12 protein-coding genes are annotated in these 14,368 nt (G+C 73.1%); 5 read left to right on the top strand and 7 right to left on the bottom strand.

The window, feature by feature from the left end:
• Positions 1-1,473: PHP domain-containing protein (locus tag ACFVH0_RS20675; protein WP_385822101.1), on the bottom strand; the 1,473-nt coding region annotated here is incomplete at its 3' end.
• A gap of 171 nt (positions 1,474-1,644) precedes the next feature.
• Positions 1,645-3,546, bottom strand: a complete 1,902-nt coding sequence (locus ACFVH0_RS20670; RefSeq protein ID WP_385822099.1) for an alkyl/aryl-sulfatase — start codon at positions 3,544-3,546, stop codon at positions 1,645-1,647.
• A gap of 294 nt (positions 3,547-3,840) precedes the next feature.
• On the opposite strand from ACFVH0_RS20670, the gene ACFVH0_RS20665 reads away from it, so the two are divergent.
• Complete coding sequence (locus ACFVH0_RS20665; protein ID WP_385822097.1) at positions 3,841-5,160, top strand: DUF2254 family protein; 1,320 nt, start codon at positions 3,841-3,843, stop codon at positions 5,158-5,160.
• 45 nt (positions 5,161-5,205) lie between these two features.
• Here ACFVH0_RS20665 and ACFVH0_RS20660 read toward each other — a convergent pair whose 3' ends face one another.
• Complete coding sequence (locus tag ACFVH0_RS20660; protein ID WP_385822095.1) at positions 5,206-6,525, bottom strand: MFS transporter; 1,320 nt, start codon at positions 6,523-6,525, stop codon at positions 5,206-5,208.
• Positions 6,522-7,130 (bottom strand): ArsR/SmtB family transcription factor, encoded by a 609-nt coding sequence (locus ACFVH0_RS20655; protein ID WP_385822093.1) that lies wholly within the window; start codon positions 7,128-7,130, stop codon positions 6,522-6,524. Before ACFVH0_RS20655 ends, ACFVH0_RS20660 begins: the two co-directional genes overlap by 4 nt.
• Positions 7,131-7,290: 160 nt before the next feature.
• On the opposite strand from ACFVH0_RS20655, the gene ACFVH0_RS20650 reads away from it, so the two are divergent.
• From ACFVH0_RS20650 to ACFVH0_RS20635, 4 genes are all read left to right on the top strand, one after another.
• Positions 7,291-9,387 carry a SpoIIE family protein phosphatase gene (locus ACFVH0_RS20650; RefSeq protein ID WP_385822091.1) on the top strand — a complete coding sequence of 699 codons (2,097 nt, stop codon included), beginning with the start codon at positions 7,291-7,293 and terminating at the stop codon, positions 9,385-9,387.
• 111 nt (positions 9,388-9,498) lie between these two features.
• Complete coding sequence (locus ACFVH0_RS20645; RefSeq protein ID WP_385822089.1) at positions 9,499-10,110, top strand: TetR/AcrR family transcriptional regulator; 612 nt, start codon at positions 9,499-9,501, stop codon at positions 10,108-10,110.
• Positions 10,111-10,204: 94 nt separating this feature from the next.
• Complete coding sequence (locus ACFVH0_RS20640) at positions 10,205-11,908, top strand: acyl-CoA dehydrogenase family protein (RefSeq protein WP_385822087.1); 1,704 nt, start codon at positions 10,205-10,207, stop codon at positions 11,906-11,908.
• Between the two features lie 136 nt (positions 11,909-12,044).
• Positions 12,045-12,896 (top strand): hypothetical protein, encoded by an 852-nt coding sequence (locus ACFVH0_RS20635; protein WP_385822085.1) that lies wholly within the window; start codon positions 12,045-12,047, stop codon positions 12,894-12,896.
• Here ACFVH0_RS20635 and ACFVH0_RS20630 read toward each other — a convergent pair.
• From ACFVH0_RS20630 to ACFVH0_RS20620, 3 genes are all read right to left on the bottom strand, one after another.
• A complete protein-coding gene (locus tag ACFVH0_RS20630) occupies positions 12,893-13,126 on the bottom strand; it encodes a DUF6629 family protein (protein ID WP_385822083.1) in 234 nt (77 codons plus the stop codon). The genes ACFVH0_RS20635 and ACFVH0_RS20630 overlap by 4 nt on opposite strands.
• Before the next feature lie 4 nt (positions 13,127-13,130).
• Positions 13,131-13,592: a DUF6629 family protein gene (locus tag ACFVH0_RS20625; protein WP_385822081.1), complete on the bottom strand. Its 462-nt coding sequence runs from the start codon at positions 13,590-13,592 to the stop codon at positions 13,131-13,133.
• Between the two features lie 83 nt (positions 13,593-13,675).
• Entirely contained in the window at positions 13,676-14,359 is a 684-nt protein-coding gene (locus tag ACFVH0_RS20620; RefSeq protein WP_385822078.1) for an SRPBCC family protein, read from the bottom strand.
• Between the last annotated feature and the right edge of the window lie 9 nt (positions 14,360-14,368).

Below are 14,368 nucleotides of genomic sequence, written 5' to 3'. Positions count from 1 at the left end.
TCTGTTGCCGCCCCCCCGGCGCCTGCGACCCGCGGGGGGGGGGCCGGGGGGGGGGGGGGGGGGGCCCCCCCCGCCGGGGCCGCCGCCGGCGCGCGCCCCCGCGCCGCGGATGACGTCGACGTGCTCCAGGCGCGGCAGCACACCGTACGGGTTGCGGCGGGAGGCGGCGGTCACCGTGACGGTGAGGGTGAGCCGCTCGCCGCGCCTGGCGCGCAGCCGGCCGCCGAGCGTGGCGCTGTTGCCGTGCTCGCCGCGCACCTTGACGTCGATGCCGTCGATGAGATGGCCGTGGTCGACCCAGACCCGGCCGGCCCGCAGCCCCTCCATCACGTTGCGGTAGCCGTACCGGGTGACGCCGACATGTGTACGGCTGAACTGGCCGGGCCAGAAGTCGCCGCCGGGCTGCGGTTCGGTGGTGTTGTACGGGTCGGGGAGGTGGCCGGTGTTGTCGAAGTTCCGGCCGGGCGGCCATTCGCCGTTGACCCAGGTGTCCTGGGCGACGCGGTGGACGTCGGAGTTGGACGTGATCGTGAAGAGCTTGCCCTCCGCCAGCATCGCGTCCCACAGGCCGCCGACGGTCGCGGTCGCCCAGTCGAAACCGCCGTAGGTGACGTACGCCTCGCGCGGGTAACCGGGCCAGGAGTCGGCGGAGGGTGAATTCGTGTACTCGCCGCGGACGTTGGTGTCCGGGTGCCAGCCCGGGATCGCTCCGGCCTGGGCGCCGGGGGCGCCCTCCATGCCGATCATGATCCCGGGGGCGGCGTCGCGCCAGCCGCGCATCTCGTGCGGGGAGTCGATGCCCAGGCGCATGGGGTGGTTGGCGAGGACGAGGACGTCATCGACGTACCGGGTGCGGCGCTGTTCGGCCAGCCACTTGAGGGCCTTGACCGCGTGCGCCTCGTTCCGCGGGGTGTCGGGGTGCGTCGGGGCGCCGGCCGTGTATCCGAGCAGCTTGCCGTCGAAGGCTTCCTCGAAGCGGGTGAGGAGGTCGACCTCGTGCCGTCCGGGCGGCGAGAAGACGGTGCAGTGCTCGGCGCCGGGTATGTACCATTCCAGCCCCTGGAAGATCAGCATGCGCTTGTTGTCGGCGCGGGCCTTGAGGATCTCCCGGTGCTCCTGCGCGGCGCCGAACTCGGCGTGGCCGATGTTGCTGTGCTCGGTGAAGACCATCCAGTCGAGGCCGAACTTCTGCCCTGCCGAAGCGAGTTGGGAGAACGTGTACTTGGCGTCGTGGCTGTAGACCGAGTGGTTGTGGTGGTCGCCGACCAGATAGACGAGATCGGGGGCGTGCCCGTGCCCGTGGGACCGGCCTCCCCGGCTGTCGGCCAGCGCCGGCAGCGGCAGCGAGGCGGCGGCGAAGGCCGCGCCGAACAGACCGGCGCGGCGCATCAGCCCTCGGCGGCTGAGGCCCTGGGGGTCGAGCGACTCCGCGGGAACCTGGGGGTCGGCCCATTCGGGCACGGGGTGGGACATGACGCGTCGTTCTCCTTCGTGCGGGCGGCGACGGTCCGGGGCCGGACCGCGGGGCCGCCGACAGAAGGATTTCCTGATTCCGGAACCATCCGGTGAACCCGGGGCGAAGTACGGGAGTCGCCGCCGCGTCACACCGGCGGCGATCGCGCGGGGTCTACGGGGTGGCGTTGTTCACGGGGTGACGATGGCGAAGTCGGGATCGGGCTCACCGAGGTGGCCGAGCAGTTCGTCCACCTTCGCGAGATCGCCGTCGGCCTTCGCCCTCCCCTGCTCCACCAGACCCGAGACGGACGCCTCACCCAGGAGCACGGCGCGCAGGGCGTCCTCGTCGAGCGTCAGGTCGACGTCCGGTTCGCAGGCCGCGGGCCCGATGCCCGTCACATGGGTGAGCACGCCGTTGCGCAGCCGCATGGTGACGGGCTCCCGGTCCTTCACACTCCAGCGGACGCAGATGTCCGCGTCCCAGCTGCGGGGTCCGTCGACACGGATGGCGAGGGCGTCGAAGAGCTGGTCGAGCGTCAGGGCTCGCATGAGATCGGGGGCCGCGGTGGCGGTCGGGGTGCCGACCGGACCGTGGCGCAGTTCCAGCGCGCCGGTGAGGTAGAAGTTGCGCCAGGTGCCGTTCTCGCTGCCGTAGCCGAGCTGCTCCAGGGCGTCGGCCTGGAGGTCACGGGCCTCGGCGTTGTCCGGGTCGGCGAACACCACATGGTTGACGACCTGGACCACCCAGCGGAAGTCTCCGGCGGCGAAGGACTCGCGCGCCCGGCTCAGCACCTCGTCGGCGCCGCCCATGAACCCGACGTACCTCTTGGCGCTCTCGACCGGCGGGTGCTCCCACAGATGCGCGGGGTTCCCGTCGAACCATCCCATGTACCGCTGGTAGACGGCCTTCGTGTTGTGGCTGACCGATCCGTAGTAGCCGTGGGTGTGCCAGGCCCGCTCCAGGGCGGGCGGCATCTCCATCATCTCCGCGATCTCCAGCGGGGTGTGTCCCCGGTTGAGCATGCGCAGGGTCTGGTCGTGCAGATAGGCGTAGACGTCGCGCTGCTCGGTGAGGAACTCGATGGCCCGCTCGCGGCCCCATACGGGCCAGTGGTGCGAGGCGAAGGCGACGTCGGTGCTGTCACCGAAGAGACCGACGGCCTCCGTCAGGTACCGGGCCCACTCCCTCGGGTCGCGCACCTCGGCGCCGCGCAGGGTCAGGAGGTTGTGCAGGTTGTGGGTGGCGTTCTCCGCCATGCAGAGCGCCGAGTGGTCGGGGAAGTGGATGTTCAGCTCGGCGGGGGCCTCGGTTCCGGGTGTCATCTGGAAGACCATCCGGATGCCGTCCACCGTCTCCGTCTGCCCGGTGCGGGTGACGTCCAGCGTGGGCGGGATCAGTCCGACGGAGCCCGTGGAGGTCGTCTGGCCGAGCCCCGCTCCGATGTGGCCCCGTTCGCCCTTCGGCAGCGCGGCACCGTACATGTAGGCGGCGCGGCGGGCCATCGCCGTACCGGCGTAGACGTTCTCGCTGACGGCGTGCTCCAGGAACCCCCTGGGGGCGATCACCGGAACCCCGCCCTCGATGCCGGCGTCGGTCACCACGCCCCGCACGCCGCCGAAGTGGTCGACGTGGCTGTGGGTGTACAGGACGCCGGTCACCGGACGGTCACCCCGGTGTTCGCGGTACAGGGCGAGGGCGGCGGCAGCGGTCTCCGCCGAGATGAGGGGGTCGATCACCAGGACACCCCGCTCCCCCTCCACCACCGTCATGTTGGACAGGTCGAAGCCGCGGATCTGGTAGATGCCCTCGACCACTTCGAACAGGCCGTGGCCGGCCGAGAGGCGGCTCTGGCGCCACAGGCTGGGGTTGGCCGTGCCGGGGCAGTCGCCGGCGAGGAATCCGTAGGCTCCGAGGTCCCAGACCGTGCGTCCCCCGGCGTCACGGATCACCGGCTCGCGGGCGGTCGCGATGAATCCACGGCGGGCGTCGTCGAGGTCGCGGGTGTCGTCGAAGGGGAATTTCCGCAGGACCGCGGTGTTGCCCTCCACTATTCGCTGTTGCGCGGGCTTGGAGTCTGTCTTCCGGGTCATCTGTTCGGTCTCCTTCTCGCGCGGCCCTGTGGCCGAAGTGCGCGGGCGCGTCCGGCCCACCCTCCGGCAGCGGGCATCGGGGCACGATCGGGGCTGCTCCGAACGAGGGACGCGCGGGCGGCGCCGGTCCCGGTGGCGTAGCGGGCCTCATCGCCCGCCCGGAGCATCGCGGCTTGTGGGACCTGTGGCGGGGTTCCACGATGGCGGTCTCGGACGTGACGGCATCGGGGTCAGGAGGGGCATGAGCATCGCTACATCCCCGCCCGGCCCCGCGCACTCCCCGCACGCGCCAGGATGACGCCGCCCGTCCGCGCCCGGGTACCCCGCCGCAGCAGGGGCTCCCACCGGGCCCGCAACGTACGCAGCCGGGGCGCGGCCGTACTGCTGGTCGTGCTCGGTGCCTTCCTCGGGTGGGCCGTCCCCCGCTGGGAGCAGCATCTGCCGTCGACGGGGCTGGGGTTCGACGCGTCGACGGCGCAGGCGACGCTCGCCGCCATCGCGGGCGGCATGATCACGCTCGCCGGTTTCATCGTCACGGCGATCACGCTCGTGATCCAGACCGTCCAGTCGATGTCGCCCCGGCTGGTCTCGGCGCTGGGGCATTTCAGCCGGTACCTGGTGCTCTTCGGGCTGCTGATCGGCACCGCCCTGTACGCGCTCGTGGCTCTCAGCCAGGTACAGGCCACCCTGGTCCCACGGGGCAGCGTCACCCTCGCCGTGGGGCTGGTGCTGGTCGATTCCGTCGTCGTGCTGCGTCTGCTGGCCTCCCTGCGGCACGCGGTGACGGGCGGCGGCCTCGCGCGCGGGGTCGCCGAACGGCTGCGCACCGTCATCGACCAGACGTATCCGCCGGGGCCCGCGGTGCCCGCTCCGCCCAGCGCAGACGACGCCCACCGGGGCGACCGCACACCCGTCGTCCACGGGGGCGAGCCGGCCGTCCTGCTCTACGTCGACGAGCCGGGACTCGTGCGGCTCGCCACCCGCCACGGTCTCCGGATCCGCTTCGTCCGCGCGATCGGGGACTTCGCGGGGGCCGGTGCCACGATCGCGTTCCTGGAGCCGGTGGGCGACCGGGGCGGTGTGGACGTCCGCCTGGCGGCGCGCGTCGCCGCCCGTGTCCGGTACGGCCCCAGCCGCACCGTGGAGCAGGACGCCGCGTACGGGTTCCGGCTCCTGGCCGACATCGCGATCAGGTCGCTCTCACCGGCCGTGAACGACCCCACTACCGCGGTACAGGCCCTGGACCAGATCGAGGACGCGCTCGTGCAGCTGTCGCAACGCTCCCTGGGCGACGCCTGGCTGCTCGACGACAGCGGCACTCCCCGGGTGTCGTACCCGGCGCCCGGCTGGGCGGACTTCGTCTCCCTCTCCCTGGACGAGACGCTGCTGTACGGATCGTCCAATCCTCAGATCGTCCGGCGCCTGCGCTCGTTGCTGGACCGTGTGACCGCCGCCGCGCCTCAGTCGCGCAGGCCGGAACTCGCCCGGCGTACGGCCGCGTTGGATCGCCTGTCCTCGGCGGCCCTCGCCGATCCCCTGCTGTCGGCGGTCGCGGAGGTCTCCGACCACCAGGGTCTGGGCGGATCGGCCCCTCGGGAGGACTCCCCCGGCTGACGGCGCAGGAGTGTCCGTGGCCCCTGCCGGGCCGCTGCCGACGGGTCATGAAGCCACTGGCCGGTCCCCGGCGTCCGCATCGCCGGCGCTGTCCACCGCGCTGCCCACCGCGTTCTCCGGAGCCAGGGAACGGATGCGGGGTATCGGCGAGGGCAGCAGCCAGAGCAGCGACAGGGCTCCGCCGACGGCGGCGACGAGGAGGGTGGCCCGCAGGCCGATGAGCGTGGCGAGCAGCCCGCCGACGACGGCGCCGACGGGGCGCACGCCGTAGTTGATCGTGCTGTACGCACCGGCCACGCGGCTGCGCATGCCGTCGGGGATCACCGCGGCCTGGAGGGAGTTGAGGTTGACGTCGAACAGCATGACGCCGAAGCCCGAGAGGAACTGGGCCGCGGCCAGGGCTCCGGCGCGGAGCCAGAGCGGGCCTCCGGCGGCTGCGGCAATGGCGAGCGGCGCCGGGAACAGCACCGCGCCCAGGGCTATGCTGCGCCCCACGCCGAAGCGGAGCGAGATCCTCGGGGCGAGCACCGCGCCGAGGAGGGCACCGGTCGCGCCGATCCCGAACGCGATGCCGATCACTCCGGCGGAGAGTCCGAGGCTCCGGTTGGCGAACAGTACGAACAGGCCGCTGCCCGCCACGAAGGTGAAGAAGTTGACGGTGGCCGCGCAGCCGAGCCCGGCCCGCAGTACCGGGTGCCGGACGACGAAGGTCAGGCCGTCCCTGGCGCGCCGCAACAGCGAGGGCTCCGCCGGGGCGGCCGGCGGTTCGGCGACCGAAACCCTGCTGATCAGGACCGCCGATGCCAGGAACGTCAGGGCGTCCACCACGATGGCCACGGGCGCGGTCAGCACCTGGACCAGTGGGCCGCCGATGGCCGGGCCCGCGACGAACGACGCGGACCGCGAGGCGCTGAGCCTGCTGTTGGCGTCGACGTAGGAAGCGCGCGGTACCAGGCGCACGAAGAACGGCGGATAGGCGGTGTTGAACAGCACCCCCGCGGCGCCGGTCAGCAGCGCCACGACGTACAGCTGCTCCAGGGTCACCGCGTCCAGGAGGTGGGCCGCCGGGAGGCTGAGCAGCACCGCGGCCCGCACCAGGTCGGCGAGGATCATCAGACGGCGTTTGCGGGCCCGGTGGTCGACCCAGGCGCCCAGGACCATGGCGAGCAGGTTCGGGGTCCAGATGAGCGCGGTCAGCCACGCCACCTCGTTGGCCGTGGCGTCCAGGGCGCCCACGGCGATCAGGGGCAGGGCCAGTTCGGTGATCCGGTCGCCGAACTGCGAAACGGACTGACCTGCCCAGAAGCGGCGGAACCGGCGGTCCCGCCACAGTGATGTCGCGGCGCTCGGCTCCGGGCCGGTCACGGTGTCCGCCCGGTCTGCTCCTCGGCGCCTTCCGGCAGGACGTAGCGCAGCAGCCGGACGCCGCGGGCCTCGGCGGGCCGCTCGGCCGGGTCGCGGGTGATGTACGGCGCGAGAAGTCGCTCGATGCCGTCCTCGATGGCCGCGAGTTCCCCGGCGGTGACGACGACGCGGGTGTTGGCCAGCCCGGCCTGGCCGAGCCATGCCGGGTCGAGTCCCGGTTCGACCTCGGCGGCCCATCGGCCCGGGAGGCCGGCGGAGCGCCGGAACATCTCCTGCGACAGCACCCGCGCGGCCGCCCGGCCCTCTTCGTCGGCCGGGTCCTGCGGCGTCTCGAACCGGAAGCCGCTCGCCACCGCCTCCCACCGGCGTTGGCGGCGGTCCGGGCCCGGCTCGCTGTCGCGGACCAGTCCGAAGCCTGCCAGGTGGCGCAGATGCCAACTGGTCACCGACGGGGTGGCTCCCACGTCGGGGGCGAGCTGCGTGGCGGTCGCGGGCCCGTGCCGCTGAAGGTGGTCGAGGATCGCCAGCCGCACCGGATGCGCCAGTGCCCGCATGGCCTGCGGATCGGTGATCTCGATGTCGCCCAGCCGATTAGTGGATTCCATGACGTGAGAGCTTCCTCTCATAATATGTGAGAGTCAACTCTCACGTCTTCGCTCCGAGTGGCTGCGGCGGTTCCCCGGTGGCGAAGTCCGCGGGGTGCACCGACGCTTGTCCCTAACCTGCCGATCCGGGCGGGCAGCGGAGCCTGATGGGGGTGAATCCGTGTCGGACGCGTCGGACTCCGGTGCACCGGTCCCCGCTTCGGCAGGGGGCGACGATTTGGCGACGGCGATCCTGCACAGCCTGTTCGCCCAGTCCGCCGTGGGGCTGCATGTTCTGGACACGCAGCTGCGGGTGTTGCGGGCCAATGTCCTCTCCGACGACGTTCCGGCCGAGCGTCTCGCGGGGCAGCACTTCACCGACGCGTACCGGCTGGAGCGGCCGCACGAGGCGGAGCGGACACTGCGCGAGGTGCTCGACAGCGGGGTGGCCGTGCGCGACCTGGTGGTCCGCGGCCGGCTCGCGGACGCGCCCGGCCCCGACCGCAGCCTCAAGGTGTCCGTCCAGCGGCTGGAAGACGCGCGGGGGCGGACGCTCGGGCTGCTGGCCACGGTCGTCGACGTCGACGAGCAGGAGAAGGCGCGCACCCGGACGGCCTGCCTGGCCGCGGTGCGCACCCGGGTGGGCCGGTCGCTCGACGTGGCGGCCACCTGCGAGGGGCTGGTGGCGGCCGTGGTGCCGGTCTTCGCCGACCTGGCCGTCGTCGAGGTGGTGGACGAGGTGCTTCGGGGGTCGGATCCGCCGCCGGGGCCGCTGGGGCACGATGTGCCGCTGCGCCGCGTGGCCCTGCGGGGGCGCGGTGCGGACGGCCACCGGGACGACCTCGTCGGCGAGATGCGCCGGCTGCCCGCCCGTACGCCCTACGCGCTGGCCGTGTCGGACCTGCGGCCCCGCCTGGTACGGATCGGCCCCCGTACGCCCTGGCTCGGCACGGCCCCCGAGAGCGTGCGGCTGATCGAGGCGACCGGGGCCCACTCCATGATCGTGGCGCCGCTGAAACTGCACGGCGCGGTCCTCGGCCTGGTGAGTCTCTACCGGTGCCGGGAGTCGGAGCCCTTCGAGGAGAACGATCTCCCGATGACGCTGACGGCCGCCGCCCATGTCGCCCTCAGCATCGACAACGCGCGGCAGTACGAGCGCGACCATGTGATCGCGTCCACGGTTCAGCGCCGGCTCCTGCCGCAGAGCGACGACGGCAACGTCGCCCTGGAGACCGCCCATGTCCTGCTGCCCGGACGCAACAGCGGCTCCTGGTTCGACACCATCGGCCTCTCCGGCGCCCGCACCGCACTGGTGGTCGGCGCCGTCGACGGACCGGGACTGCAGACGGCCATCACCATGGGCCAGCTGCGGACCGCCCTCCACGCGCTGGCCGGTCTCGACCTGGAGCCCGACGAGGTGCTGGCCAGGCTGGCCGACACCGCCGACCGCCTGGCCAGGGAGCGGGAGGCGCTGCCGCCGGCGGACCGGCTGCTCGGGCAGTCCCTCACGGCCACGTGCATGTACGCCGTCCACGACCCGTTCTCCGGCACCTGCACCATCGCCCGGGCGGGTAAGGCGACCGCGGGTATCGTCGCCCCCGACGGCACCACGGCCCCTCTGGACGTGCCCGAGGGCCCCCGGCTCTTCTCCGGCGACAGCGCCCCCTTCGCCACCGGCACCTTCGCACTCGACGAAGGCAGCATTCTGGCGTTCTTCTCCAGCACCCCCATACCCGAGGGCCGGCAGCCGGCCGGCCTGCGCGAGGCCCTCTCCGACCCCGGCCGCAATCTTCAGGACCTGTGCGACGACGTGGTCTACAACCTGCCGCCCGAAGCGCACCCCGAGGGCGCGGCCCTGCTCCTCGCCCGCACCGGCCTCGTCCCGCCGGACCGGTTCGCGACCTGGGACCTGCCCAGCGACCGGACCTCCCCCGGCGTGGCCCGCACACTCGTGCGCGACCGGCTCGACGACTGGCACCTCGACGAGGAGACGATCGAGGCGACCGAGCTCATCGTGAGCGAACTGGTCACCAACGCGGTCCGCTACGGCACCCCTCCGCTGCGGCTCCGGCTGATCCTGGACCGCACGCTCACCTGCGAAGTCCACGACGGCAGCTCGGTCTCACCCCATCTGCGCCATGCCCGCACCGTCGACGAGGGCGGGCGCGGGCTGTTCATCGTCTCCCAGCTCGCCGCCCACTGGGGCATCCGGTACCGCGCCGACGGCAAGACCCTGTGGACCGAGCAGGAGACCGGGTCCGCCACGGACGACTCCTGACCGGCGCGGGACGGCTCCGACGCGGAGCCGGTCGTTCCGCGCCGGACCATTGCACCCGGAGAACAACAGTGGTTGGCTGAACAACAGAAGATATGAATCGAGGTTCAGACCATGGCCTACCGACCCACCGCCCGCACGGAGGCGACCCGCCTGGCCCACCGTGAGCGGCTGCTCGACGCTGCGCGGCAGCTGCTCGCGGAGGGCGGATACCCGGCGGCCAGCGTCTCCGCGCTCGCCCGGCGGGCCGGTATCGCCACGGGCAGCGTGTACAACCACTTCGCCTCCAAGCAGGAGCTGCTCGCCGCGGTCTTCCGGCATGTCGCGGGCCATGAGCTGAGCGCGGTGCGGGGGGCCGTGCAGGCGCGGAGCGGCTCCACCGAGCAGCTGCGCGCGCTCGTCGAGGTCTTCTCGTACCGTGCGCTGAGCAGTCCCCGTACGGCCTGGGCGCTGCTGGCCGAACCGGTCGACCCGCTCGTCGAGGAGGAGCGGCTCACCTACCGGCGCGGCTACCACATGCTCGCCGAGGCGGTCATCGTCGCCGGCATATCGGCGGGCGAACTGCCCCAGCAGAACGCCCAGTTGTCGGCCGCCGCCGTGATCGGGGCAGTCGGCGAGGCGCTGCTCGGCCCGCTCTCGCCGGTCGGCGCGCGGACGGACCCGGAGCCCGTCGTGGCGAGCATCACCGCACTGTGCCTCAGAGCGGTCGGGGCCGGGAGCGCCTGAACCCGGGCCGCCCGCCCCGCCGTACCGATCCCCCCACCGTGCCGCTTCGTCCCCCGGCCCTCGGCCCCCACGACCCAGGACAGGATCACCCGCCATGACCGTCACCCAGCACCCCACCGACCTGCGGCCCGGGGCTCCCGCGCCGCACCCGACCCACGAGGTCACCAACCAGGCACCGCCCCGCAAGGACCTCGACGAGTACGGCACCAACCTGCCGCTCGCCGAGGCCGTCCGTACCTTCGGGGCGGCCTGGCACGAACCGGAGCTGCACGGGATCGGCACCCTGGTCGGCTCCGAGCGATTCCAGCTCGACACGGAGCGCGCCCACACCTCGCCGCCGGTCCTGCGCACCCACGACCGGTACGGGAACCGCGTCGACGAGATCGACTTCCACCCCGCCTACCACGAGATCATCGGCGCGGCCGTGAGCCATGGCACGCACACCGCGGGCTGGGCCGACCCGAAGCCCGGAGCGGCGGTGGCGCGGGCCGCGTCGTTCATGCTGTTCACCCAGATCGAGCCCGGCCACGGCTGCCCGATGTCCATGTCGCATGCCGTGGTCCCGGTCCTGCAACGCGATCCGGACGTGGGCCGGGACTGGCTGCCGGGCCTGCTCAGCCGCTCGTACGATCCCCGGCTGGTCGCCCCGGGCGAGAAGTCCGGGCTCACCTTCGGCATGGGGATGACGGAGAAGCAGGGCGGCTCCGACGTACGCGCCAACACCACGCGGGCCGTCCCACTGGCCTCCGACCCCGAGGGCCGGGCCCATCTGCTGACCGGCCACAAGTGGTTCTTCTCCGCCCCGCAGTCGGACGCCTTCCTGGTGCTGGCCCAGGCCGAGGCCGGGCTCACCTGCTTCCTCGTGCCACGGGTACTGGCCGACGGCACCCGCAACACGGTCCGGATCCAGCGGCTGAAGAACAAGCTCGGCAACAAGTCGAACGCCTCCTCCGAGGTGGAGTTCGACGGCACCTGGGCGGTACGGGTCGGCGAGCCCGGCCGCGGTGTCCCCACCATCATCGAGATGGTCGACCACACCCGGCTCGACTGTGTGCTCGGCACCACCGCCGGCATGCGCCAGTCGGTGTCGGAGGCGATCTGGCACGCCCGGCACCGCAGCGCCTTCGGTGCCCGGCTGACCGACCAGCCGGCCATGACGGCGGTCCTCGCCGACCTGGCGCTGGAGACGGAGGCCGCGACCTGGACCTCGCTGCGGCTGGCCCACGCGTACGAGGGTGGCAGCGGCGAGTCCGAGGAGATGTTCCGCCGACTGGCCACCGCGGTGTCCAAGTACTGGATCTGCAAGCGCGGCCCGCACCACGCCTACGAGGCCCTGGAGTGCCTGGGCGGCAACGGCTACACGGAGGACTGGCCGCTCGCCCGGCGCTACCGCGAGCAGCCGGTGATGGCGGTGTGGGAGGGATCCGGCAACGTCATCGCCCTCGATCTGCTGCGTGGCATCGGAAAGACGCCGCGGTCGCTGGACGCCTTCTGGGCCGAGCTGGAGACCACGGCCGGTGCCAGCTCCGTACTGGACGCACACATCCGCCAGGTGCGCCGGGAGCTCGCCGAGGACCTGCTCGACCCGGTCACGGCGCAGACCCGGGCCCGGGCGTCGGTCGAGGGCATGGCGCTGGCCCTGCAGGCCTCACTGATGCTCCGTCACGCACCGGCCGCGTCGGCCGAGGCGTTCGTGGCCGCCCGGCTCGGCGGGGGCCGCGGCCACCAGTACGGCATCCTGCCGCGCGGCACCGACGCCGCGGCGATCGTGGAGCGGCACTTCGGCGCCGACGGCTGAGCCCTCGGGCGCTGCGCCGGGCGGGCGGTCCGGGGGCATGCCGACGAAGTCCCGTCGCACTCCCCCCGGCGTCTGCGGCTTCCGCCCGCCCGTCGTCGCCGGGCGTGGCCGGCACATCGCACGTTAGGTTGGCCGCATGGAGTCGAGACCCCGCACCCTGTGGCTGCGTACCGAGCCCCTCCACGCAGTGATCTACTTCGACGAGGAGTGCCGGGGCATCGGGAGATCGGTCGGCCTCAAGGGCTTCTGGATGGGGTACTTCGCCACCCGTACGGCCCCCATGGGGCGGATCCTTCCCGAGGCCGCCGCCGCGGTCCTGGGTGTCTTCGCACCGGGGATGGTGGCCCGTGCGCTGCCCGCCGCCTGGCATGTCGTCACCCCCGAGAAGCTCACCGACCTGCGCGCCCGGCTGGCCGCCGGTGCGCTGCGCAGGCTGGTCCCGGGGATCGACTCCCTCGCCGGCCGGCTCGTCCCGCCGCTCGCCGCGATGGTGGCGGACGCCGCCCCGCCGGCCCGTCCGCTGTTCGCCGCCGACCGAGCGCTGTGCGACCGCACCGACCCGGTGGAGAAGCTGTGGCAACTCACCACCGCGCTGCGGGAGTTCCGGGGTGACGCGCACATCGCCGCGCTCGCCGACCACGGTCTCGACGCGCCCGAGGCCCTGGTGCTCGCCGCGGCCACGGACCGGGTTCCGCGCGAGGCCATCCGGCGCGACCGCGGCTGGAGCGAGGCGGAGTGGGCGGACGCCGAGGAACGGCTGCGCTCCCGGGGCCTGATCGACGCGGAGTCGGCCGCCACACCGCGCGGCCGCCAGGAGCGGGAGCTCGTCGAGGACACCACCGACCGGCTGGCCGCCCGGCTGCTGCGCCCGCTCACCGAGAGCGCGGTGGACGAGCTGCTCGCCGACCTGGAGCTGCCGACCCGGCAGGTACTGGGGGCGAATCTGCTGCCGTTCCCCAACTCGATCGGCCTGCCCCGGCCGGTCTAGGGCCGCGCGTCCGGATCATGCCGGGCTCGCGCGCCCAGGTGCCTGATCCGGTCCGATCCGAACGGAAGACCGTGGACGGATCCGGTCGCGGGATACGGACAGGACCGGACCAGCAGGATCACCGAGCACACCGCAGCGAAGGCGCACCAGGTCGAGACGGACTCCAGCCGCCACAGCGCCACGCAGACGACGGCCCCGACGGCGGCCGGCACCCCGAGCCACCTCAGCACCGGGTCACCGGCCAGGAGCGGGGCGCCGACCGCGGCCAGGAAATATCCGGGTGACGAGCAGTCCGGAGCGGGACAGGTACGGGGCGTGGCCGAGGGTGTGGCCACGGATCTCGGCACTCACCGGGCGGGTCGCCAGGCTGTACGCGAGCGGGACGGCGGTCCCCGTCGCGGCCGCGACGGGGACCAGCAGGCGGCACCGGGCCTGCTGCGGGGCGGCGCACAGCACCCCCGGCGCGACCCACAACGGCAGCACCGGCAGGGCGATGACGGCCCGGGCGAGGGTGGCGGGGCCGGTGCCGCCGCCCGAGCGCCAGATCACGGACTCGGTGATCCGGTGGGCGCCGAGCAGCAGCGGCAGCGCCGCCGGCGGCAGGTCACGCACTCGCCGCACCCGTGCGACGCGCGCCACCCCGATGGCGGCGATGCCCGTGCCGGCGACGAGGTCGGCGGTCGCGCTCCAGCACATGGCGCCCCCGTGGACCCGGCGGTTCGGAACCGGCAGTAAGGAACCGGTCACTTCCGTGGGCAACGCTACGGCTCCGGGTACGGTCAGCCGTTGTGACACGTGCGGCACAGTCCGCCGCAGCGGCAGTGGCGGCAGCCGCGCCGGGCGAGCAGCACGGCAAGTGCGGCGAGTGCGGCCACGGCGAGGACCCTTGCGGCGCGCCTGGTCACCGGTCCGCCCGCGGCCCGCAGCAGATCGATCGGCTCCGCCCCGTCCGTCGGTGCGGTGTCCGCCGCACTGTGCGGGGTGTCGGCGGCGGCAGCCGTTGCGGGAGCGGCGGGTCGTGCCGCCGACAGCCGCTGTGCGAGGCAGTCGGCGAAACGGCCGATGAGGCCGTCGCTCACCTCGCCCATGACGCCGCGGCCGAACTGGGCCGGCCTTCCGGTGACGGTGAGGTCGGTGGTCACGGAGACGGTCGTGGTGCCGTCGTGCTCGGTCAGGGTGCCGGTCACCGTAGCGCTCGCCGTTCCTTGGCCGCGTACTTCGTTGCCCCGGGCGGACAGGACCATGCGATGGGCCGCGTCGTCCTTCTCCAGGAAGGTCGCCGTGCCCCGGTACGTCACGGTGATCGGTCCCACCCGTACCTTCACGGAGCCCTTGACGGTGTCACCGTCGAACTCCTCCACGGTCGCGCCCGGCATGCAGTGCGAGACGCTATCGATGTCGAGCAGGGCCCGCCATGCCTCGTCGACCGGGACGGGCACGGTGAATGAGTTCTGCAGCTGCATGGTCCGCTC

Source organism: Streptomyces sp. NPDC127117, assembly GCF_042677325.1.
GTDB lineage: Bacteria > Actinomycetota > Actinomycetes > Streptomycetales > Streptomycetaceae > Streptomyces.
This window is presented reverse-complemented; position numbering and strand designations above follow the sequence as displayed.